Source organism: Salinibaculum rarum (assembly GCF_030505615.1).
In the GTDB taxonomy this organism is placed as follows: domain Archaea; phylum Halobacteriota; class Halobacteria; order Halobacteriales; family Haloarculaceae; genus Salinibaculum; species Salinibaculum rarum.
The window spans coordinates 2,027,319-2,046,929 of sequence record NZ_CP129992.1 but is presented as its reverse complement, the minus strand read 5'-3'; the positions used below and the strand labels follow the sequence as shown (position 1 = coordinate 2,046,929).

The 19,611-nt window shown below is 64.1% G+C and carries 26 protein-coding genes and 2 tRNA genes; 27 read left to right on the top strand and 1 reads right to left on the bottom strand.

All coding sequences use genetic code 11. From position 1 onward, the window contains the following. From QYL91_RS10845 to QYL91_RS10800, 10 genes are read left to right on the top strand one after another with little or no spacing between them, the layout of a single operon-like run. Positions 1-1,068: a monovalent cation/H+ antiporter subunit E gene (locus QYL91_RS10845; protein ID WP_302080517.1), complete on the top strand. Its 1,068-nt coding sequence runs from the start codon at positions 1-3 to the stop codon at positions 1,066-1,068. Further along, positions 1,065-1,355, top strand: coding sequence for a cation:proton antiporter (locus tag QYL91_RS10840; RefSeq protein ID WP_302080516.1), 291 nt, complete (start codon positions 1,065-1,067; stop codon positions 1,353-1,355). The genes QYL91_RS10845 and QYL91_RS10840 overlap by 4 nt, the downstream gene beginning before the upstream one ends. Further along, a complete protein-coding gene (mnhG, locus tag QYL91_RS10835) occupies positions 1,352-1,675 on the top strand; it encodes a monovalent cation/H(+) antiporter subunit G (protein ID WP_302080515.1) in 324 nt (107 codons plus the stop codon). Before QYL91_RS10840 ends, mnhG begins: the two co-directional genes overlap by 4 nt. Further along, positions 1,672-2,214 (top strand): DUF4040 domain-containing protein, encoded by a 543-nt coding sequence (locus tag QYL91_RS10830; RefSeq protein ID WP_302080514.1) that lies wholly within the window; start codon positions 1,672-1,674, stop codon positions 2,212-2,214. Before mnhG ends, QYL91_RS10830 begins: the two co-directional genes overlap by 4 nt. After that, a complete protein-coding gene (locus tag QYL91_RS10825; protein ID WP_302080513.1) occupies positions 2,211-2,663 on the top strand; it encodes an MnhB domain-containing protein in 453 nt (150 codons plus the stop codon). Before QYL91_RS10830 ends, QYL91_RS10825 begins: the two co-directional genes overlap by 4 nt. After that, entirely contained in the window at positions 2,663-3,022 is a 360-nt protein-coding gene (locus QYL91_RS10820; protein WP_302082858.1) for a cation:proton antiporter subunit C, read from the top strand. Before QYL91_RS10825 ends, QYL91_RS10820 begins: the two co-directional genes overlap by 1 nt. Further along, positions 3,015-4,559, top strand: a complete 1,545-nt coding sequence (locus QYL91_RS10815) for a monovalent cation/H+ antiporter subunit D family protein (RefSeq protein ID WP_302080512.1) — start codon at positions 3,015-3,017, stop codon at positions 4,557-4,559. The genes QYL91_RS10820 and QYL91_RS10815 overlap by 8 nt, the downstream gene beginning before the upstream one ends. Continuing rightward, entirely contained in the window at positions 4,556-6,226 is a 1,671-nt protein-coding gene (locus QYL91_RS10810; RefSeq protein ID WP_302080511.1) for a proton-conducting transporter transmembrane domain-containing protein, read from the top strand. The genes QYL91_RS10815 and QYL91_RS10810 overlap by 4 nt, the downstream gene beginning before the upstream one ends. After that, positions 6,226-8,040, top strand: a complete 1,815-nt coding sequence (locus QYL91_RS10805; RefSeq protein WP_302080510.1) for a Na(+)/H(+) antiporter subunit D — start codon at positions 6,226-6,228, stop codon at positions 8,038-8,040. The genes QYL91_RS10810 and QYL91_RS10805 overlap by 1 nt, the downstream gene beginning before the upstream one ends. 52 nt (positions 8,041-8,092) lie before the next feature. After that, a complete protein-coding gene (locus QYL91_RS10800; RefSeq protein WP_302080509.1) occupies positions 8,093-8,554 on the top strand; it encodes a DUF7960 family protein in 462 nt (153 codons plus the stop codon). Between the two features lie 8 nt (positions 8,555-8,562). On the opposite strand, the gene QYL91_RS10795 is transcribed toward QYL91_RS10800, so the two are convergent. Further along, positions 8,563-9,624, bottom strand: coding sequence for an Mrp/NBP35 family ATP-binding protein (locus QYL91_RS10795; RefSeq protein WP_302080508.1), 1,062 nt, complete (start codon positions 9,622-9,624; stop codon positions 8,563-8,565). A 244-nt stretch (positions 9,625-9,868) separates the two neighbouring features. Here QYL91_RS10795 and QYL91_RS10790 point away from each other — a divergent pair. The 17 genes from QYL91_RS10790 (at position 9,869) to QYL91_RS10710 (ending at position 19,305) form a co-directional block, all read left to right on the top strand. Then, positions 9,869-9,953: transfer RNA gene (locus QYL91_RS10790), tRNA-Ser, on the top strand. A gap of 19 nt (positions 9,954-9,972) precedes the next feature. Further along, positions 9,973-10,497 (top strand): 30S ribosomal protein S13, encoded by a 525-nt coding sequence (locus tag QYL91_RS10785; protein ID WP_302080507.1) that lies wholly within the window; start codon positions 9,973-9,975, stop codon positions 10,495-10,497. Next, complete coding sequence (locus tag QYL91_RS10780; RefSeq protein ID WP_302080506.1) at positions 10,497-11,021, top strand: 30S ribosomal protein S4; 525 nt, start codon at positions 10,497-10,499, stop codon at positions 11,019-11,021. Before QYL91_RS10785 ends, QYL91_RS10780 begins: the two co-directional genes overlap by 1 nt. A 1-nt stretch (position 11,022) precedes the next feature. Next, positions 11,023-11,403, top strand: a complete 381-nt coding sequence (locus QYL91_RS10775; protein WP_302080505.1) for a 30S ribosomal protein S11 — start codon at positions 11,023-11,025, stop codon at positions 11,401-11,403. 2 nt (positions 11,404-11,405) lie between these two features. Continuing rightward, the gene (locus QYL91_RS10770; RefSeq protein ID WP_302080504.1) at positions 11,406-12,197 is read left to right on the top strand and encodes a DNA-directed RNA polymerase subunit D; all 792 of its coding nucleotides are present in this window, start codon (positions 11,406-11,408) and stop codon (positions 12,195-12,197) included. 102 nt (positions 12,198-12,299) lie between these two features. Beyond that, positions 12,300-12,384: transfer RNA gene (locus tag QYL91_RS10765), tRNA-Leu, on the top strand. A 21-nt stretch (positions 12,385-12,405) separates the two neighbouring features. Next, the gene (locus QYL91_RS10760; RefSeq protein ID WP_302080503.1) at positions 12,406-12,756 is read left to right on the top strand and encodes a 50S ribosomal protein L18e; all 351 of its coding nucleotides are present in this window, start codon (positions 12,406-12,408) and stop codon (positions 12,754-12,756) included. Beyond that, positions 12,753-13,190 carry a 50S ribosomal protein L13 gene (locus QYL91_RS10755; protein ID WP_302080502.1) on the top strand — a complete coding sequence of 146 codons (438 nt, stop codon included), beginning with the start codon at positions 12,753-12,755 and terminating at the stop codon, positions 13,188-13,190. Before QYL91_RS10760 ends, QYL91_RS10755 begins: the two co-directional genes overlap by 4 nt. Beyond that, positions 13,184-13,582, top strand: coding sequence for a 30S ribosomal protein S9 (locus QYL91_RS10750; protein WP_302080501.1), 399 nt, complete (start codon positions 13,184-13,186; stop codon positions 13,580-13,582). Before QYL91_RS10755 ends, QYL91_RS10750 begins: the two co-directional genes overlap by 7 nt. A 7-nt stretch (positions 13,583-13,589) precedes the next feature. Continuing rightward, a complete protein-coding gene (locus QYL91_RS10745; RefSeq protein WP_158832655.1) occupies positions 13,590-13,790 on the top strand; it encodes a DNA-directed RNA polymerase subunit N in 201 nt (66 codons plus the stop codon). Then, on the top strand, positions 13,790-13,969 hold the full coding sequence (locus QYL91_RS10740) for a DNA-directed RNA polymerase subunit K (RefSeq protein WP_302080500.1): 180 nt from the start codon (positions 13,790-13,792) through the stop codon (positions 13,967-13,969). The genes QYL91_RS10745 and QYL91_RS10740 overlap by 1 nt, the downstream gene beginning before the upstream one ends. Next, positions 13,966-15,168 (top strand): phosphopyruvate hydratase, encoded by a 1,203-nt coding sequence (gene eno, locus QYL91_RS10735; RefSeq protein ID WP_302080499.1) that lies wholly within the window; start codon positions 13,966-13,968, stop codon positions 15,166-15,168. The genes QYL91_RS10740 and eno overlap by 4 nt, the downstream gene beginning before the upstream one ends. Continuing rightward, complete coding sequence (gene rpsB / locus QYL91_RS10730; protein WP_302080498.1) at positions 15,165-15,950, top strand: 30S ribosomal protein S2; 786 nt, start codon at positions 15,165-15,167, stop codon at positions 15,948-15,950. The genes eno and rpsB overlap by 4 nt, the downstream gene beginning before the upstream one ends. Positions 15,951-16,009: 59 nt before the next feature. Further along, positions 16,010-16,393 (top strand): DUF5518 domain-containing protein, encoded by a 384-nt coding sequence (locus QYL91_RS10725; RefSeq protein WP_302080497.1) that lies wholly within the window; start codon positions 16,010-16,012, stop codon positions 16,391-16,393. 53 nt (positions 16,394-16,446) lie between these two features. After that, the gene (gene mvk, locus QYL91_RS10720) at positions 16,447-17,430 is read left to right on the top strand and encodes a mevalonate kinase (RefSeq protein WP_302080496.1); all 984 of its coding nucleotides are present in this window, start codon (positions 16,447-16,449) and stop codon (positions 17,428-17,430) included. After that, entirely contained in the window at positions 17,427-18,179 is a 753-nt protein-coding gene (locus QYL91_RS10715; protein ID WP_302080495.1) for an isopentenyl phosphate kinase, read from the top strand. The genes mvk and QYL91_RS10715 overlap by 4 nt, the downstream gene beginning before the upstream one ends. Positions 18,180-18,240: 61 nt before the next feature. After that, entirely contained in the window at positions 18,241-19,305 is a 1,065-nt protein-coding gene (locus tag QYL91_RS10710) for a hypothetical protein (RefSeq protein WP_302080494.1), read from the top strand. Positions 19,306-19,611 lie beyond the last annotated feature (306 nt).

The following is a 19,611-nucleotide window of genomic DNA, read 5'->3' as shown; positions in this document are numbered from 1 at the left end:
ATGAGTCCCGCGAGCGATGACAAGATTTTGGTCCCCGTCGGTGAATCCGCGACGATGCGGAACACAGTGGGCTATGTCGTCCGCGAGGCGATGGACCGCATCGACGCGGAGGAGGCCGAGGTGACCATCCACTTCGTCTACCCCGTCGTCTGGGATAAACAAGACCTGGAGGGGGACGCGGGCGAAGATGAGGAAACGCTGTTAGAGCGCGTCGAGGCGTGGGTAGCCGAGGACGCTGGTATCGACGACGACGAATCACTGCCCTTCGAGATGAAGACGGCCGTCATCGGCGCCGACCAGTACCTGTTTAGCCCGGTCGACTACGCCGAATTGCTCGTCGAGTACGCAGACAGCAACGCGCTTGGCCACATTATCCTCGACCCCGAATTCCAGCCCGGGCCGAGTACGCCGATGTTGACGCCGCTGGTCGCAGAACTTGACCGAGTCGAGAGCATCAGTTACGAGGAGGCACCGGTCCAGCGGTCCGTTCGCGGTCGACAGTTGCTCGGCCGTTCGTTCTCCGCAATCAACTTTCTGACCGTGTTTGGCCTCTCGTACCTGTTTTACCTGGTTATCGGCGGCTTCGCGGGCACGTTCGACTACGCGACTGGCGCCGTAAGCGCCGGTATCGTCGCGGCACTGTTGTCGAATATCACACTCAACGGGTCGCTGAATCCACGACGTTCCGTCATAGTGCTGGCGCGGTTCCTGGTGTACGTCCCGTTCTTGTTGTGGGAGATTACCAAGGCGAACCTGGAAGTCGCCTACATCGTCTTGCACCCCTCGCTGCCCATCAACCCGAGCATGGAGCGCATCGAACCGTCAGTGCCTCGTGGACTACCGGTGACGACACTCGCAAACTCGATTACGCTCACGCCCGGGACAGTCACCGTCGACGTCCGCGAGCGTGAGTTCCAGGTCCACGCACTGAGCGACGGAGCACGCGAGGGATTGTACGACGGGACACTGGAGCGTGCCGTCCGGTTCGTGTTCTTCGGACGGAACGGCGCGAGGATACCAACACCGCGCGAACGCGGGCAAGACGAAGAGGAGGAGGAGACAACGTGACTCTCGTCAGCGGAGAGCCGCTTGTCGACGTCGTGTTCGGGGCGACAGCCGCGTTCGTCGTCGTCGCACTGCTCACGCTGTACCGTGTCGTCCGGGGCCCGACGATGCACGACCGGGTCGTAGCGGTCAACGCAGTCGGGACGACGACCGTACTTATTATCGCGTTGCTGGCCGTCGCGTTCGACGCGCCGGCGTTTCTCGATATCGCCATCGTCTATGCTCTCCTGAACTTCCTGATGAGCATCGCCATCTCGAAGTTCACGGTCGAACGGGGTGGTGTGCTATGACCTCCGTACTCGCGTACGTATCACTCGCATTGATTGGATTGGGGCTGCTCTTCAGTTCCCTCGCAGTGGTCGGGTTGATACGGCTGCCCGACGTGTTCACGCGGGCACACGCGACTTCGAAGACCGACACGCTGGGGGCGGTGCTGACACTCGCCGGCGTCGCTGTCGCATTCGAGACTAACGTCCCCCGAGTGAAGCTCGTGCTGTTGGCACTGTTTTTGCTCATCACGAACCCGACGGCGACCCACGCGATAACGCGGGCCGCACAGGACCAGGGCATCGAGCCGTGGACGACCGACGAGGAGCGTGATGAGACATGATTACGGCCACTGAGGCGGGCCTGCTCGCTTTCGTCCTGATAAGCGCACTCGCGACCGCCGCGTTGCGGGACCTCCTCTCGTCTATCATCGCGTTTGCCGCCTACAGCCTCGGGCTGGCACTCATCTGGGTGTTCCTGCAAGCGCCCGACGTCGCGCTCACCGAGGCGGCAATCGGAGCAGGCGTCACGAGTATCCTCTTCCTGTTGACGATAACGAAAACCGTCAGACCCGTCGAGGACCTTGCCACGCTCAAACGCGTCAACTGGGCTGGGGTGGCCGTCGTCGCGGTGCTTGCGGCGATACTGCTGTCGACGGTGCCGGATATTCCCGCCGTCGGCGACCCTGACGCAGTGGCGTGGAACTACGCCGATGTCACGCAGTTCTACCTCGAGAACGCAGTCGAACAGACACACGTCGAGAACGTCGTCACGGCCGTTTTGGCCTCCTACCGTGGGTTCGACACCCTGGGAGAGGCTGTGGTCGTCTTCGGTGCCGGTGTTGCAGTGCTTGCTATCCTGAAGGAGGAACGATTCACATGAGCGAACGCATCCGCCGTCCGTACACCGAGAGTACCGTCATCATGACCACAATTCGGATACTGGCACCGTTCGTGTTTACGTTCGGCCTGTTCGTCATGTTCCACGGTGCCGAGTCCGCCGGCGGCGGGTTTCAGGGCGGAACCATCGTCGCGGCCATGGTCTTCATGTTCGCCTTTGCCTTCGGTATCGAACCGACGCGGCGCTGGTTTCTCAACACGGTGGCCGTCGGTCTCGTTGCGGGTGGCGTCCTCGTCTTTGCCGGTATCGGACTTGGCAGCATCGCCCTCGGTGGCGGCTTCCTCGAGTACTCGAAATATCCGATCTATCACGCGACGAAGTACGGCATCGAGGCCGTCGAGCTGGCCATCGGTACTATCGTCGCCGGCATCATCTCGGGGCTCTTTTTTGCAATCGCCCACGGCTTCGACGATAGGAGGGACGACGAATGATAGTCGAACTGCTGATGACCCGGTACAACTACGTTGCCGCATTTCTCATCATCGCTATCGGCCTCTATCTCGTCGTCGGCGACCGGAATCTCGTCAAGAAGGTCATCGGGCTGAACATCTTCCAGACCGGTATCTTCCTGTTTTTCATCACCGCCGCGTACGTCGAGGGCGGCAAGGCACCCGTCATCCACGAGGGTATCGAAACCTACGTCAGCCCGCTACCACACGTCCTCATCCTGACGGCAATCGTCGTCGGGGTCAGCCTGACCGCCGTGGCGCTGACGCTCGTAATCCGCATTTTCAGGGAGTACGGTACGCTCAGAGAAGACGTCCTCAGGGAGATGGAAACCGATGACTGACGCAATCGTCCTCGCTATCGTCGCGCCGTTCGTCCTCGCGGCACTCACCCTGATCGCCGGACTCCGCTTCGACGAATCCGGGTGGTCGGTGGCACTGCTTGCCTCGGTCCTCGAAGTCGGGCTGACGGGGTACGTCCTCTACGTCGTCACACAGAACGGGCGGACGCCCTACGTCCTTGCCGGCTTCGAGCCACCGTCCGGTATCGGACTGGTCGCCGACGGCTTCTCGGCGATGGTCGCGCTGCTGGTCGCAGTCGTCTCGCTGGCCGTCGTCATCTACGCACGCCGTGCTGGTCCGCGCGGGAACACCTTCTATACGGTCTACCTGCTGCTGGTCGGTGGGCTCGCCGGCCTCGCGTACACCGGGGACCTGTTCAACATGTACGTCTTCCTCGAAATCGTGGGGCTCACGGCCTACGCGCTGGTCGCAACCGGTGACTCGACCCGGAGCGTCCTCGCCGGGCTGAAGTACCTCATCATCGGGACCCTCGGTGCGTCTCTATTCTTGCTCGGCGTCGGCTACGCCTACCTCGCAACCGGGACGCTGAACATGGTCGACCTCGCGTCGCGTCTCGGGACGGAGGTCGCGCCCTACGACTCGCGACTCGTCCTGGCGTCCTTTGGCCTCATCGTCACTGGCCTCACAGTGAAAGTCGCGCTCTTCCCGATGCACACCTGGCAGCCAGAGGCCTACGCAGAGGCTCCCGACAGCGTGAGCATGTTCATCTCGGCGCTGGTGTCGACGGTGTCGGCCTACGCGCTCGCTCGCGTCCTCTTTACCGTGTTTACGCTCGACTTTTTCACGGTCGTTCCGATCGCCCGTGAACTGATTACCTACGCTGCGGCGGTCAGCATCGTCGCCGGGAGCGTCCTCGCGGTGATGCAATCGGACATCAAGCGGATGCTCGCGTACTCCTCGGTGTCACAGTTCGGGATGATAGTCGCCGCCTTCGGACTCATGAACGAGACGGCGGCCATCGGCGGCACCATCCACCTCCTTGGCCACGCCATCATCAAGGGTGCGTTGTTCGGCGCGACCGGCATCGTCGTGGCGGTCACGGGCGCACGGACTGTCGACGAGTACGCTGGGCTGTCCCAGCGGGCGCCAGTGACTGCCGGTGCCTTCGCCGTGCTCGCACTCTCGATGGTCGGCGTCCCGCCGGCAGTCGGCTTCGTCGGGAAGTGGTACATCGCAGTGGGCGCCGTCGAAAGTGGCGTCTGGCCCGTCGCGGCGGTCATCTTCGTCAGCACCGTCCTCACACTGGCGTACTTCGCACGGGTCATCGAGCGGATGTACTTCGCGCCCGCGATACCCGAAGAGGACCTCGAAACCGAACAGGATTCACCCACCGATACTGCATCTACTGCCGTCACCGATGGCGGTGACACCGCCGAGACCGAGCCCACACGGCCCGTCTCCCCGGGGATGGTGCTTGTCGTCGTCGCCGCGACGGTCACGGCGGTCGCGCTCGGTTTCCTCGGCAGTGAAATCGAGCAGCTGCTCGACCCGCTTCTTGCGGAGGTGTTCCGCCAATGACTGAGATACTCTCACTCCGGCCGATTGCTGCGGTACTGGTCTCTGTAATCGCAATCCCGCTTATCATCGCTGCCCGTCAGCGACCGGACGTTCGCGAGGCGGTGACGATGATTACTGCGCTGACGAAGGTCGGTCTCGTCGCCAGCATGTTGCCGGGTGTTCTCGCCGGGGACGTCTACGTCACCGAGATTGTGACTTTCGTCTCCGACATTGCCTTCGTACTCAGGGTAGATGCTCTCGGGATGGTCTTTGGCCTGCTCGCGAGTTCGCTGTGGGTCATCACCAGCCTCTACAGCATCGGGTACATGCGTGGACTCGCGGAACACTCTCAGACGCGCTATTTCGCTGCCTTCGCAGCCAGCCTGAGCACCGCAATCGGCGTCGCCTTCGCCGGCAACCTGGTGACGCTGTTTATCTTCTACGAACTGCTGACCATCGCCACCTACCCGCTCGTCGCACACAACGAGGACAGCGAGGCCCGCGCTGCCGGCCGAAAGTACCTCACGTACACGTTCCTTGGCGGTGTGGCCGTCCTGGCCGGCGTCGTGCTGGTCTTTTCGATGACCGGAACGACGACGTTCACTGCGGGGGGCATCGCCGGCCTCGCGGAAGCCGACCCAGCCATCGCACGCCTCGCCTTTGCCCTGCTCGCGGGTGGCTTCGGCGTCAAGGCAGCGCTGATGCCAACCCACTCCTGGCTGCCCGACGCGATGGTCGCGCCGACGCCGGTCTCGGGGCTGCTCCACGCGGTGGCAGTCGTCAAAAGCGGTGTCTTCGGTATCGCCCGGGTCGTGCTGGACATCTTCGGCCCCGAGACGATGGCAGACCTCGGTGTCGGCGTCGTGCTCGCGGCCGTCGCGGCCTTTACGCTGCTCACCGCGAGTGTCATCGCACTCCGGAAAGACCACCTCAAGCGCCGGCTTGCCTACTCGACAATCAGTCAACTCTCCTATATCGTGCTCGGACTGGGGGTCCTCTCCGGTGAAGCTATCGTCGGCGGGTTGCTCCACATCCCCGCACACGCCTTCATGAAGCTCACACTGTTTTTCTGTGCGGGTGCTATCCACGTCGAGACCCACACCGACTACATCAGCGAGATGGCCGGCATCGGGAAACGGATGCCGCTGACGATGACCGCCTTCGCCGTCGCTGCGGCCGGGATGGCGGGCATCCCGCTGATTGCCGGGTTCGTCAGCAAGTGGTACATCCTCATCGGGAGCGTCAACTCGGGACAGGGAATCTTCGCTATCGTCCTGCTGGTCTCGGGGATGCTCAACATCGCGTACTTCTGGCCAATCGTCTACCAGGCCTTCTTCGAGACGCCCGACGACCACGACGGGAAGCCGGTCGTCGAAGCACCACTGGGTGGCCGCCTGACCGACGAGTCGACCACTGAAGGGGCTGTTGCTGCCGATGGTGGCGACCCGGCCGAGGGCCACGACACCACGGACGAGCACGGTGACCACGACGACGGACACCACCACGGCGGTCCGGGTCCCGACGGCTGGGACGAACGCGACTGGCGCGGCGGGGAGTCGACGTGGTTCATGCTCGGTCCCATCATGACCGCCGCGGGCGGCGCCATCGCGCTGGGTCTCGCGCCGGCGACGTTCGTCTTCCTCGAGTTGATTCAACTGGTCGCGGAGAACGTGGGGGTGGTCGGCTGATGGCAAGCAGTGCCGGCGGTGAGGTCGCTGCGTCCGTCACCGGTGGCGGCCCCGAGTTCCTCGCGGCCGTCCCGCCAGCCCTGGCGGTGCTCGCAGTTGCTCTCCTCTTGCCGCTGCTCTCGCGGCGGGTCGGGCACGCACTCGGCGCACTCGTCACCGGCGGGACGGTCGCGTGGGTGGCGCTGGTCCCACACGGTCACCATCTGGAAACGACGTTCCTCGGGTTCGACGCCGTGCTGTTCAACGTCGACGACCTCTCGGTGCTGATGGGTATCATCTTCGCCTTTATCGGTGCGACGGCGGTCGTCTACTCGTATGCCACCGACGCCGACAACACCCAGACGGCGTTCGCGCTGGGCTATGTCGGGACCAGTCTCGGTGCGGTCTTCGCCGGGGACTGGCTCACCTTCGTGTTCTTCGTCGAGTTGATGGCCATCGCCTCGACGCTGCTGGTCTGGCACTATCGCGGGGACGCGGTCCGCTCGGGATTCCGCTATGCAATCTGGCACGGCATGGGCGGGAGCCTCGTCCTCGCCGGTATCGTGTGGCACTACGCCGAAGTCGGGTCGTTCCTGTTCACCGCAAGCGAGGGCATCGTCCCCGGCATCCCAGCGGCGCTGTACGCTATCGGCTTCGGCGTCAACGTCGGCTTCATCGGCCTGCACGTCTGGTTGCCCGACACCTACCCAGCCCCACATATCGCGGCCAGCGTCTTCATGTGTGTCTACACGACCAAGACCGGCGTCTACGCGCTGGGGCGTGCGTTCCCCGACGGCCACCTCTGGCTGGCCTACATGGGCGGCGGGATGGCGGTCTTTGGCGCGTTCATGGCGCTGATGCAAAACGACATGCGCCGACTGCTCTCCTATCACATCCAGTCACAGGTCGGGTACATGGTGGCCGGCGTCGGCATCGGCACGGCACTCTCGTATGCCGGTGCGTTCGCGCACGTCTACAACCACATCCTCTACAAGAGTCTCCTCTTTATGTGTGCTGGCGCCATCATCTACCGGACCGACACGTCGGACCTGAAGAAACTCGGCGGCCTCTGGCGTGAGATGCCCCTGACTGCGATTATCTTCACCGTGGCCGCGCTCTCGATTTCCGGCTTCCCGGGATTCAACGGCTTCGTCAGCAAGGGGATGGTCGTCGCCGCGGCCCACTACGAGCACATGAACACGCTCTGGTACATCCTGCTGGCCGGTGGTGTCGGAACCTTCGCGTCGTTCATCAAGTTCGGGTACTACGCGTTCCTCCACGGCAATGCCCAGCAGCCAGTCCCGGGCAGAGAACTGAACGCCTTCCAGAAGGCCTCGATGGGGACCGTCGCCGTGCTGTGTGTCGTCTACGGGCTCTATCCCGACGCGCTCTTCGTGCTGTTGCCCGGCACCGGCGCCTCGGAAGCCCATCCGTTCACACTCAGCCACATCGGCGAGGGCATCGCGCTCGGCCTGATAGCGCTCGTGGTGTTCGTAGTCGCCAAGAAACCACTCGAGAAAGTCGGTGGCAAAGTCCCGGACGTCGATGCAGTGTACAATCCGCTCGCCTTCTTCGGAACGCGAGGCCTGGTCGTCGGTGTGACGGAACTGTACGCTGCCGTCGACAGAGCCGCCGTCAGTCTCGCGCTGGCCGCGATGTGGACGGCGCGCAACCCAACGCTGGCGTTACAGCGGGGCGTGCCACAACTGAGTACAGGAGGCCCCGATGGTGACGGCGAGGCCGGGCTGGAACTGCGAGCGAACATCGGCCAGTCGGCGTTCCTCGTCGTTGCGACCCTCGCGCTGGCGCTCGTGGTTCTGTTCGTCACGTCGTGACAAAAGGGCACCAGACACCACCCTCAAGATTCCAGAGTCCCTACCTGTGAGCATGTACACCGGCAAGCGAGAGCGGCCGTGCTGTCTCTGTGGTAACCCCGACACCGCACACCGACTCGATGTCCCGCCGCGAGCCGTCGAAGCGATGAAACACAGCGGGCGCGTCGCCTGGCGCGACATTCTCGGGGACGTGTCGATTTACTTCTGTCCGAGCGATTGGGAGACGGTCTGTGACCTCGTCTTGGAGACGGGGATGAACCCGATTTCGCGGTGCAACGCGGCCTGGGCGGATTTCGACCTGCGCGAAGATTTCGAGGCACTGACCAACGACGTCCGCTCTCGCCAGGACCACGGCGCCCGCGAAGCGGAGATGCTCGCGGATGCACGAGAGACGATTGCGGCATTCGAGGACGGGGAGGACATCGAAAAACAGCACCTCGTCGAGGCCCGCGTCATCCAGTGGACGATGGCCGATTTCGGTGTCGAGGGCGACGCCGAAGCGACCAGTCCGTAGGCCCGCTTCTATTGAGTGCCGGAGACGCGCTGACGGTGGACGAGCCCCTGCATGTTCGCTGTCTCCTGAGCGAAGGTCCGAAGCGCCTCGCTCGTCTCACCATCGTCGAGGATGATGGGCGCGCCCGCGTCGCCACCTTCCCGGATAGAGGGGTCGAGCGGAATCTCGCCGAGGAACGGCATCTCGACTTCGTCTGCGAGTCTGCGCCCGCCGCCTTCACCGAAGATGGCGTGTTCGCTCCCACAGTCGGGGCAGTGAAACGCCGACATGTTCTCGACGATGCCGAGGACCGGCGTGTCGTGACGGCCGAACATCTTCAGCCCTTTCCGAGCGTCGTCGAGTGCGACCTCCTGGGGCGTCGTGACGATGACCGCACCGGAGACGGGGACACTCTGGAGCAGCGTCAGCTGCGTGTCGCCGGTGCCCGGCGGGAGGTCCACGACCATGTAATCGAGCGACCCCCACTGGACGTCCTCCCAGAGCTGGGTCAGGACGTTGTGGACCATCGGCCCACGCCAGATGACCGGGTCGTCCTCGCCTGCGAGGAAGTCCATGCTCATCAGTTTCATGCCGAACTGCTCTGGCGGAACGATCTGCTCGTCTTCGGTCGCCTGTGGCGGTTCGTCGGCATCGACCATCCGCGGGACGTTCGGGCCGTAGATGTCTGCGTCGAACAGTCCTACGCGTGCGCCCATGTCCGCGAGCCCGGCCGCGAGGTTGACCGCGACGGTGGACTTGCCGACCCCGCCTTTCCCCGAGGCGACGGCGATGATGTTCTCGACGTTTGGCAACACGGAGTCTTCGGGGTCGAGTCCGCGGTCGATAGTCGCCGAGAGGTCGATCTCCCAGCCGATGTCGGCGAGCGCCTCGCGCACGTCGCCCGCCATCTCCGTCTCTGTCGACGAGTAGGGGGCACCGAGCGCGAGGTCGATGTGTACTGTCTCCGTCTCCTCGTCGACGTCGATGCTGTTGACGAGGCCGAGCGAGACGATGTCGTCGCCGAGGTCGGGGTCCTCGACGCTGCCGAGTTGTTCCCGGATTGCCTCCACAGTCGGAGGAGTCGATGTCATGGCTCGCAGTAGGCCTTGGACGGGCGAAAAGGGTTGCGTACTCACTACTGAGCGCAAACAAGAGAGGCTTTGGCCGAGAGAGTCGTGTGAGCGGTGCACACGCGAGCGGACTTCCGTTGCGTTTTTATATGACGGGTGGGGAAGTAGGGGTACAGTCGTGTAGGGAATCAGGAACCCCGCATCGGGCGGTGGTTCGGCTGTTCCCGAGTCCGCGTCGGCGGGCGGCAGTAATCAAGGCACGCGTGTCGTGGTAGCCAAGCCTGGCCCAAGGCGCAGGGTTGCTAACTCTGTGGCGTACAGCCTCCGGGGTTCGAATCCCCGCCACGACGTGCAACACATCCACTACATATGAGTGCAGAAGAACCCGAAAACGCGGACGAGGAAGACGAGGACATTCGTTACTTCGTCCGCATCGGCCAGACCGACCTCGACGGCACAAAGTCCGTCGAGCGGTCGCTCACGGAAATGAAAGGTATCGGTCGCCGCACGGCGCGCATCATCGCTGACAAGGCAGAGGTCGACCGCCGGGCCACGTTCGGTGCGCTCGACGAAGACGACATCGACGACATCGTTTCGCTCGTCGAAGGATACGCCGACGAAGTCCCGGAGTGGCTCTCGAACCACCAGAACGACTTCTTCAACGGCGAGACGACCCACGAGGTTGGCAACGACCTCGAGCTGACGCGCCGTCAGGACATCAACCGCATGAAGATGATAAACTCCTACAAGGGCGTCCGCCACAAGCGCGGGCAGAAGGTTCGCGGACAGCGAACCAAGTCCACGGGCCGAACCGAGGGCACCATCGGTGTCAACGTCGAGGCCATCAAGGAAGAACAGGCCGAAGAGGCCGCCGCCGAGGAGGGTGACGAATAATGGCGCTCGGTAGCAACACCAAGTTCTACGAGACGCCGAACCACCCCTACCAGGGCGAGCGTATCGCCGAGGAGTCCGGTCTCTTGGGCAAATACGGCCTGAAGAACAAAGAGGAACTCTGGCGAGCGCAGTCGGAACTGCGCAACTACCGCCGCGAAGCCCGTGAACTGCTGGGACAGACCCAGGGCGACACGGAAGCCGCGACGGTCGAGGCCGACGAGTTCCTGACCCGGCTCAAGCGCATCGGCGTCCTCGGCGAACAGGACGCACTCGACGACGTGCTGTCGCTTGACGTCACGGACGTGCTGGAGCGTCGTCTCCAGACGGTCGTCTACCGGAAAGGGCTGGCAAACACCACCCAGCAGGCACGACAGTTCATCAGCCACGGTCACATCACCGTCGAGGGGAGTCGCGTCAAGACGCCCTCGATGAAAGTCGACGTCGCTGCCGAGGACACAGTTGGCTTCGACAGCGCGTCGCCGCTGACGGACGAACTCCACCCGGAACGAGCGGAGGAACAATAACATGGCAGACGAGAAATGGGGCATCGCCCACGTGCACGCATCGTTCAACAACACCATCATCACCATCACGGACCTCACCGGCGCCGAGACCATCGCCAAATCCAGCGGCGGGACGGTCGTCAAGCAAAACCGTGACGAAGCATCGCCGTACGCGGCGATGCAGATGGCAGAAGTAGTCGCCGAGAAGGCACAGGCCCGTGACATCGACGGCGTTCACGTCCGTGTCCGCGGCCCCGGCGGCAATCAGCAGACCAACCCCGGCCCGGGCGCACAGGCGACCATCCGCGCACTCGCCCGTGCAGGGCTGGAAATCGGCCGTATCGAGGACGTTACACCCATCCCGCACGACGGGACCCGCGCACCCAAGAACGCAGGCTTCTAACAATGACAGAGGATTACGAGGTCGAGTTCGTCGAACGAAGCGAGCGCGAGGCGAAGTTCCTCGTGCGCCCGATTACGCCAGCGTTTGCCAACGGCATCCGTCGGGCGATGATAGCGGACATTCCGACGTTCAGCGTCGACACCGTCCGCTTTATCGAGAATTCGAGCGTGATGTTCGACGAACAGCTCGGACTCCGGCTCGGTCTGGTCCCGCTGACCACGCCCGTCGACGAGTTCGAAATCGGTGACGAAGTCACGCTCTCACTGGACGTCGAGGGCCCGGAGACAGCGTACTCGGGCGACCTCGTCTCCAGTGACGAGATGGTCCAGCCGGCCGACGACAACATCCCGATTATCGACCTCAAGGAGGACCAGCGACTCGAACTGGAGGCCGACGCCGTTCTCGACACCGGCCGCGAACACGCCAAACACCAGGGTGGCGTCGCGGTCGGCTACCGACACTTGCAGACGGTCGAAGTCGTCGGTGACAAAGGTGAGTTCGAGGACGAAGTGCCTCACATCCTCCGCGGTGTCATCGAGGAACAGGAAGCCGAACACGCTGAACCAGTCAACGGCGAGGAACCCACAGACGGGGACCTCGTGGCGACCGATGCCTTCGATAATGACCTCTCGAAGCGCTACCCCGGCAAGGAACTGGAAGTCCACGACGTCGAGGACGCCTTCGTCTTCGACGTGGAGACGGACGGCTCCTTTAGCGTCGACGAACTGGTCGACGCGGCAGCCGGGTCGCTGGAAACGCGTGCGAACGAACTGAAAGACGCAGTTCAACTCTAATGACAGGGAGCCTCCTCACACCGATGGCCGCCCGACCGGAGAGCGGTCGGTCCGGCAATATCGAAACCAGTATGAGGGGGCACCCGATAGCACAGTATGCAAGCAGGGATAGCCAAGTCTGGCCAACGGCGCAGCGTTCAGGGCGCTGTCCCGTAGGGGTCCGCAGGTTCAAATCCTGCTCCCTGCACTTTCTCACAGGAGGTAGGTTATGAGCAAGACGAATCCGAGACTGAGTAGTCTCATCGCTGACCTGAAGTCGACCGCCCGCAGTTCGGGCGGCAACGTCTGGGGCGATGTCGCCGAGCGCCTCGAAAAGCCTCGGCGCACACACGCCGAAGTCAACCTGGGCCGCATCGAGCGGTACGCCCAGGAAGACGAGACGGTCGTCGTCCCCGGAAAAGTCCTCGGTAGCGGTGTTCTCCAGAAGGAGGTCACCGTCGCCGCAGTCGACTTTTCGGGCACGGCCGAACAGAAAATCGACCAGGTTGGCGAGACCATGAAACTCGAACAGGCACTAGAAAACAATCCCGACGGTGCGAACGTACGGGTGATTCGATGAGTATCGCAGAGTTCGACGCCGACCTCGTCGTCGACGCCCGCGACTGCATCATGGGCCGCGTGGCCTCGAACGTTGCAGAGCGCGCACTCGACGGGGAGACAGTCGCCGTCATCAACGCAGAGCAGGCGGTCATCACGGGCCGCGAAGACGCAATCCTCGAGAAGTTCAAGGACCGTCGTCGCCACGGCTCGGACCGCGGGCCGACGTACCCAAAGCGCCCCGACCGCATCTTCAAGCGCTCGATTCGTGGGATGATTCCGTACAAGACCACGAACGGGCGGGAAGCCTTCGAGAACATCCGCGTCTACGTCGGCAATCCGAACGACCAGGACGGGGAAGTCCTCGATGGCACCTCGCTGGATCGACTCTCGAACATCAAGTTCGTCTCCCTCGGAGACGTCAGTGAAACACTCGGAGCGAACGTCACATGGTAACGAACACGTCAGGAAAGAAGAAGACGGCCATCGCACGAGCGACCATCAGCGACGGGGACGGCAAGGTCCGCGTCAACGCACAGCCGGTCGAACTCGTCGAGCCGGAGATGGCACAGCTGAAGATGCTGGAGCCGTTCCGCATTGCGGCCGAGGAGCTTCGTGACGACGTCGACATCGACGTCAACATCGAGGGCGGCGGCGTGATGGGACAGGCAGACGCGGCCCGAACGGCTATCGCCCGCGCGCTCGTCCAGCACACCAACGACGCCGAACTCCGCGACGCCTACATGGAGTTCGACCGGTCGCTCCTGGTCAACGACGTGCGCCAGAGCGAATCCAAGAAGTGGGGCGGCCCGGGCGCACGGGCTCGCTACCAGAAGTCCTACCGGTGATACAACTATGATGGTCCCAGTCCGGTGTTTCACCTGCGGCACTGTCGTCGGCGAACACTGGGAGGAGTTCAAGGCACGCACGCGTGAGGCCGAGGAGCCCGAGGACCCGGAGAAAGTCCTCGACGAACTCGGCGTCGAGCGACACTGTTGTCGCCGCATGCTCGTCTCGCACAAGGACCTGGTCGACATCGTCGCACCGTATCAATAATGGCACGAACTGACAACCGCTACGAGAAGGCTCGAATCATCGGGGCGCGAGCCCTGCAAGTGGCCTACGGTGCACCGGTGCTCGTCGACACCGAGCAGACCCAGCCGATTCTCATCGCAGCGGAGGAGTTCGACGCTGACGTCCTGCCCTTTACCGTGCGGCGAGGTGACAGCGAGTGACGAAGATTACGGACGTCCGACTCCGGCGAGTCCTCGACTCCCGCGGGAACGCGACCGTCGAGGCAGACGTCGCGACCGAAAGCGGCGGCTTTGGCCGCGCCAAAGCGCCATCCGGAGCGAGTACCGGCGAGTTCGAGGCAATCGAACTGCCGGTCAACGAGGCCATCGCCGCTGCCCGCGAGGAGGCCGTCCCACGACTCATCGACGACGTCTTTGCCGGTGACCAGCGCGGTGTCGACGCGACACTGCGCGCGGCCGACGGCACGGACGACTTCTCGACGATTGGCGCAAACAGCGCCGTCGCCATCTCGATGGCCGCGGCGAAGGCTGGTGCCGACGTGGCTGGCTTGCCACTCTTCCAGCACCTCGGTGGGACCTTCCGCGGGGACACGTTCCCCGTTCCGCTGGGCAACGTCATCGGCGGCGGTGAACACGCCGCGGACGCGACCCACATCCAGGAGTTCCTGGCTGCACCCGTCGGCGCACCCTCCGTCCAGGAGGCCGTCTTCGCCAACGCGGCCGTCCACCAGGCTGCCGGCGAGCTACTCGAAGAGCGCGGTGTCCCAAGCGCCAAAGGAGACGAGGGCGCGTGGGCACCAGCAATCGACGACAGCGAGGCCTTCGAAGTGATGGCCGAAGCCGTCGAGCGCGTCGAGAACGACGTCGGCTTCGAAATCAAGTTCGGACTGGACATGGCCGGTGCGGAGCTGTACGACAGCGACGCCGGCGTCTACCAGTACGGCGACAAGAGTCGCGACACCGACGAGCAAATCGAGTACGTCGCCGACCTGGTCGCCGAGTACGACCTCGTCTACGTCGAGGACCCACTCGACGAGAACGACTACGAGGCCTTCGCCGAACTGACCGAGCGAGTCGGCGACCGGACGCTCGTCTGCGGTGACGACCTGTTCGTCACGAACGTCGAGCGACTGGAGACTGGCATCGAGGCGGACGCGGCAAACTCCATTCTCGTCAAGCCCAACCAGATTGGCACGCTCTCGGACGCAGTCGACGCAGTCGAGCTGGCAATCGAGAACGGGTACGACCCGGTCATCTCACATCGCAGTGGTGAGACAGAGGACACGACCATCGCACATCTGGCCGTCGCGACGGACGCCCCCTATATCAAGACGGGCACCGTCGGCGGCGAACGCACAGCGAAGTTGAACGAACTCATCAGAATCGAGCAAAACGCATGAGCGGAAACGAAAACGAAGGTCTCGACGCGTCCGAGTCGGACGTCGACCCCGAACCCACCGACGACGGTGCGGTCGAGGAGACGGCCGAGGCGGGCGCGGAGACCGAAGACACAGAGGAAGCGCCCGCCGAGGCCGACGCGGCCGAGGCAGAACAAGAAGACGCCGGACCGAACCTGGACGAGGACGTCATGCCCGACGACGAGGCAGACCTCCTCATCCCCGTCGAGGACTACCTCGCGGCCGGTGCCCACATCGGGACCCAGCAAAAGACCTCGGACATGGAACGGTTTATCCACCGTGTCCGGACCGACGGTCTCTACGTGCTGGACGTCTCGATGACCGACCAGCGCATCCGAACGGCCGCGGACTTCCTGGCCAACTACGAGCCAGAGCAGATTCTCGTGGCCTCCTCGCGCCAGTACGGTCGGTTCCCGGCCGAGAAGTTCGCCGACGCCGTCGGCGCACGCGCCCGGACCGGGCGGTTCATCCCCGGCACGCTGACGAACCCGCAGTACGACGGCTACATCGAGCCGGACGTCATCGTCGTGACCGACCCCATCGGTGACTCCCAGGCCGTCAAGGAGGCCATCACCGTCGGGATTCCGGTCATCGCGATGTGTGACTCCAACAACACCACCGGCAACGTCGACCTCGTTGTTCCCACGAACAACAAGGGTCGGAAAGCGCTGTCGGTCGTCTACTGGCTGCTCGCCAACGAGACGCTGGACCGCCGCGGTGCGGAACCGGCCTACTCGCTGGACGACTTCGAGAGCGAAATTTAGCGTCGGGAGTCGTTTTCGTCGTCACAACTGCTATCTATCCTGCCAGTGACGACTCCAGTATGGGTGACGGTGATACGCTCGTCAACGTCCTGATTGGTGCGGCCATCAACGTCTTCGGTGGCCCGATACTCCCCTTCGCGACCGTTATCGGTGGCGCCGTCGCGGGGTATCTCCACGCCGGCAGCCGGGAAGCGGGGCTGAAAGTCGGCGCGCTGGCCGGCCTCGTCTCGCTTGTTCCGCTGTTGATTATCGGTGCAGTTCTCGGAAACGTCTTTTTGGGGCTCTTTCTGGGCGGCTTCGGCGTTCCGCGTGCGTTCAGCGGCTTCGGGGTCGTCATTATCATCGGCATCGTCGTCTCTGCGCTCGTCTACACTGTCGTACTCAGTGCCGTAGGTGGCTGGCTGGGCAACTACGTGAGATACGACACCGACATCGACATCTGAGCGGCCATCGCAGAACCGATATATAAAACACGGCAGGGGCCGGTAACTCAGGCATGGTTACGTCGAGTGCACCCGGGAAAGTCTATCTGTTCGGGGAACACGCAGTCGTCTACGGTGAACCGGCGGTACCGTGTGCGATCGAATTGCGAGCGCGGGTGACTGTCGAAGCCCAGGACAACGGCGTCCGGGTCCACGCCGGCGACCTCACGCTCGATGGCTTCACTGTCGAGTACGACGACGCGGACGGGCGCCCAGACATCGACGTCTCTGAGGACCTCGTCGACGCCGGGATGGGCTATATCAACGAGGCGGTTACACAGGCCGAGGACGCGGCCGGCGTCGACAACGTCGGCTTCGACATCACAATCGAGAGCGAGATTCCACTCGGTGCGGGACTTGGCTCGTCGGCGGCCGTCGCCGTCGCCACGATAGACGCTGCGACCCGCGAACTCGGTGTCGAACTCGACCCCGCGGAGATAGCAGACCGCGCCTATCACGTCGAGCGAACCGTCCAGGACGGTGAAGCGTCCCGGGCGGATACGTTCTGTTCGGCGATGGGGAGTGCGGTCCGCGTCGAGGGCGACGACTGCCGGACCATCGACGCGCCGGACCTGCCGTTTGTCATCGGATACGACGGCGGCGCGGGGGATACGGGCGCGCTCGTCGCGGGTGTGCGAAGCCTCCGGGAGGACTACGACTTCGCCGCCGACACGGTCGACGCCATCGGTGACCTCGTCCGACGCGGGGAAGAAGCGCTTGCGGACGGCGACATGGCGGAACTGGGCCGGCTGATGAACTTCAATCACGGCCTGCTCGAAGCACTGGGGGTCTCCTCGCGGTCGCTGGACGCGATGGTGTGGGCGGCCCGCGACGCGGGCGCGCTCGGTGCGAAACTCACAGGAGCCGGCGGTGGCGGCTGTGTCGTCGCGCTCGACAAGACGCCCGAAACGACGACGGCACTGGAGTACACGCCCGGGTGCGAGCAGGCGTTTCGCGCCGAACTCGACACCGAAGGAGTCCGCGTCGAAGACCAATGACGACGATACTCAAACTCGGCGGGAGCATCATCACGCACAAAGACCGGCCCGAGACGGTCGACCGGGAGACAGTCGACCGGGTCGTCGAGACCATAGCCGGCCGCGCCGACTCGACGGTGGGGGACCTCGTCGTCGTCCACGGCGGCGGCAGTTTCGGCCACCACCACGCCGCCGCGCACGGCGTCTCGAGTACCGACGGAACGAGCGATGTAACCGCTCTGACAGAGATTCACGCCGCGATGACCGAGCTAAACGACGCCATCGTCGACGCGTTCCAGGACCACGACATCCCCGCCCTCCCGGTCCGGCCACTCTCGGTCGCGCATCGCGACGCGTCCGGCACACTCACTCTCCCGGCCGGGCAGATAGCGACGATGCTCGGTGAGGGCTTCGTCCCGGTGGTACACGGCGACGTGGTTGCCCACGTGACGGCCGGCGGAACCATCCTGAGCGGCGACGACATCGTCGTCTCGCTGGCGGAGTCACTGGACGCACGGCGGGTTGGCCTGTGCTCGACGGTGCCGGGCGTCCTGGACAACGACGGCGCTGTCGTTCCCGAAATCGAGACTTTCGAGGACGTCGCAGACAGCCTCGGTGGGAGCGACGCCACGGACGTGACGGGCGGAATGGCCGGGAAGGTTCGAGCACTACTGGACCTGGAGACGCCGGCGTCGATTTTCGACCCCGGCGAACTCGATGCGTTCCTGGAGGGGGCGTCGGTCGGAACAGTCGTTCGCGGCACCCGGTGAGCGACAGACGACGGGTGGACGCGCCGTAATATATATGTGTCTCGTGAGCGATATATCTGCTATGACTGCAGTCCGTTCCGTCGACGGTTTCACGTACGGCGCACGGCTCTTCGTGTACCTCCTCGTCGTAGTGCTCGTCGGGGGCGGATTGCTCGGACTGGGCGGTGCACTCGGCTACAGCGACGCCCGCGCGCTTCTCGATAGTGGTGCCTACAGCACTACCGAACTCGTCGGCGGGGCAGTCCTCGCGGTGCTCGGGGCATTCGTCCTGCTTTCCGGACTGATCGGCCTCGTCTACAAATTGATTGCAGACAGCGTCGCCGCTGGCCAGCCCGAACCCCAAGTACAGGCGGCGCCGGGTGAACACCCGTCAGAACAACCGAGCGCGGAGTCGACAGCGGACAAGGAGCCAGACAAGACCGGTCCGTCGCCGGGCGAGCAAGCGGCCAGAGACCACGGCGTCACACAGGCAGTCCCGGCAGCCGACACGCCGGAGCCGCCCGAACCGTCACCGGCACAAACCGAGCCAGAGTCGTCCGTTCCAGCGTCCGACCACAGTGAGAGTCAGTCGGCCAGCACACCACCGGAGGCCCCAGAAGAACCGACAGCAGCCGACGCCGCCCAGGAGCCTGCTGGCCCCAGCGGCGAGCAGGCAAACGATACGCCCCAGCCTCCGCAGGCAGGCGACGACCGAACACAGGAGGAAGCCGAACCGGCCACAGACATCGACCAGACCGCCGACAGTGACCCCGCCGAGCGTGACGAGTGGGTGGCGAAGACAGAACTCCCAGAGCGGGCCCAGTCGGTCGAGCAACTCGACACAGAACCCGAAGACACCGGGACGGACGAGAGCGACCACACCGATGATACCCCGACAGACCAGCCCGCACAGTCCCGACGGGAGCCCTCGCCCGAGGAGATCGCCTTCGGGACGAACTCGGGGAGCGGGGAGGCAGACGACGAAACGGGGTTCGGAGCCGAGTCCGGCGACGAGACAGACGAGACAGAGGAAACGCCAGACATGGACGAACTCGACGAGACCTCGGACGACGAGGAATCTTCGGTAGAGCCGGCTGGCAACACGTCGGCGAGCGACCCGCTGGCGGACTTGACCGACGAGGAGTGACGTGGGACCGACGAGAAGCGGGAGGCGGACAGAGACACGCGCCAACCACCATAGTTTTTACCACCTCGTGTATTAGGTTCACGTAACCGAGCGTACGGCCGTCCGAGGCACGCGGTGTGACGGCCGGCGGACGCGCCCTGTCGGGCCCCTCTCGTGAGGGCTGCCCGAGGGAAATGGCGCGTGCGAGGACGCGACCGGTGACGGACCGACAGTCGACCGGCCATCGTGGCGGCGATAACGGAACGTCCCGGGAGTCTCGTAACCCTGCCGGCCGGCCCGGTGTCTTGGGTGGCTTCCTCGGCGTGA

Coding starts and splice junctions, on each gene's coding strand:
- QYL91_RS10845 (WP_302080517.1), top strand. CDS start 1: ATGAGTCCCGCGAGCGATGACAAGATTTTGGTCCCCGTCGGTGAATCC.
- mnhG (WP_302080515.1), top strand. CDS start 1,352: ATGACCTCCGTACTCGCGTACGTATCACTCGCATTGATTGGATTGGGG.
- QYL91_RS10830 (WP_302080514.1), top strand. CDS start 1,672: ATGATTACGGCCACTGAGGCGGGCCTGCTCGCTTTCGTCCTGATAAGC.
- QYL91_RS10825 (WP_302080513.1), top strand. CDS start 2,211: ATGAGCGAACGCATCCGCCGTCCGTACACCGAGAGTACCGTCATCATG.
- QYL91_RS10815 (WP_302080512.1), top strand. CDS start 3,015: ATGACTGACGCAATCGTCCTCGCTATCGTCGCGCCGTTCGTCCTCGCG.
- QYL91_RS10810 (WP_302080511.1), top strand. CDS start 4,556: ATGACTGAGATACTCTCACTCCGGCCGATTGCTGCGGTACTGGTCTCT.
- QYL91_RS10805 (WP_302080510.1), top strand. CDS start 6,226: ATGGCAAGCAGTGCCGGCGGTGAGGTCGCTGCGTCCGTCACCGGTGGC.
- QYL91_RS10800 (WP_302080509.1), top strand. CDS start 8,093: ATGTACACCGGCAAGCGAGAGCGGCCGTGCTGTCTCTGTGGTAACCCC.
- QYL91_RS10795 (WP_302080508.1), bottom strand. CDS start 9,624: ATGACATCGACTCCTCCGACTGTGGAGGCAATCCGGGAACAACTCGGC.
- QYL91_RS10785 (WP_302080507.1), top strand. CDS start 9,973: ATGAGTGCAGAAGAACCCGAAAACGCGGACGAGGAAGACGAGGACATT.
- QYL91_RS10780 (WP_302080506.1), top strand. CDS start 10,497: ATGGCGCTCGGTAGCAACACCAAGTTCTACGAGACGCCGAACCACCCC.
- QYL91_RS10775 (WP_302080505.1), top strand. CDS start 11,023: ATGGCAGACGAGAAATGGGGCATCGCCCACGTGCACGCATCGTTCAAC.
- QYL91_RS10770 (WP_302080504.1), top strand. CDS start 11,406: ATGACAGAGGATTACGAGGTCGAGTTCGTCGAACGAAGCGAGCGCGAG.
- QYL91_RS10760 (WP_302080503.1), top strand. CDS start 12,406: ATGAGCAAGACGAATCCGAGACTGAGTAGTCTCATCGCTGACCTGAAG.
- QYL91_RS10755 (WP_302080502.1), top strand. CDS start 12,753: ATGAGTATCGCAGAGTTCGACGCCGACCTCGTCGTCGACGCCCGCGAC.
- QYL91_RS10750 (WP_302080501.1), top strand. CDS start 13,184: ATGGTAACGAACACGTCAGGAAAGAAGAAGACGGCCATCGCACGAGCG.
- QYL91_RS10745 (WP_158832655.1), top strand. CDS start 13,590: ATGATGGTCCCAGTCCGGTGTTTCACCTGCGGCACTGTCGTCGGCGAA.
- QYL91_RS10740 (WP_302080500.1), top strand. CDS start 13,790: ATGGCACGAACTGACAACCGCTACGAGAAGGCTCGAATCATCGGGGCG.
- rpsB (WP_302080498.1), top strand. CDS start 15,165: ATGAGCGGAAACGAAAACGAAGGTCTCGACGCGTCCGAGTCGGACGTC.
- QYL91_RS10725 (WP_302080497.1), top strand. CDS start 16,010: ATGGGTGACGGTGATACGCTCGTCAACGTCCTGATTGGTGCGGCCATC.
- mvk (WP_302080496.1), top strand. CDS start 16,447: ATGGTTACGTCGAGTGCACCCGGGAAAGTCTATCTGTTCGGGGAACAC.
- QYL91_RS10715 (WP_302080495.1), top strand. CDS start 17,427: ATGACGACGATACTCAAACTCGGCGGGAGCATCATCACGCACAAAGAC.
- QYL91_RS10710 (WP_302080494.1), top strand. CDS start 18,241: ATGACTGCAGTCCGTTCCGTCGACGGTTTCACGTACGGCGCACGGCTC.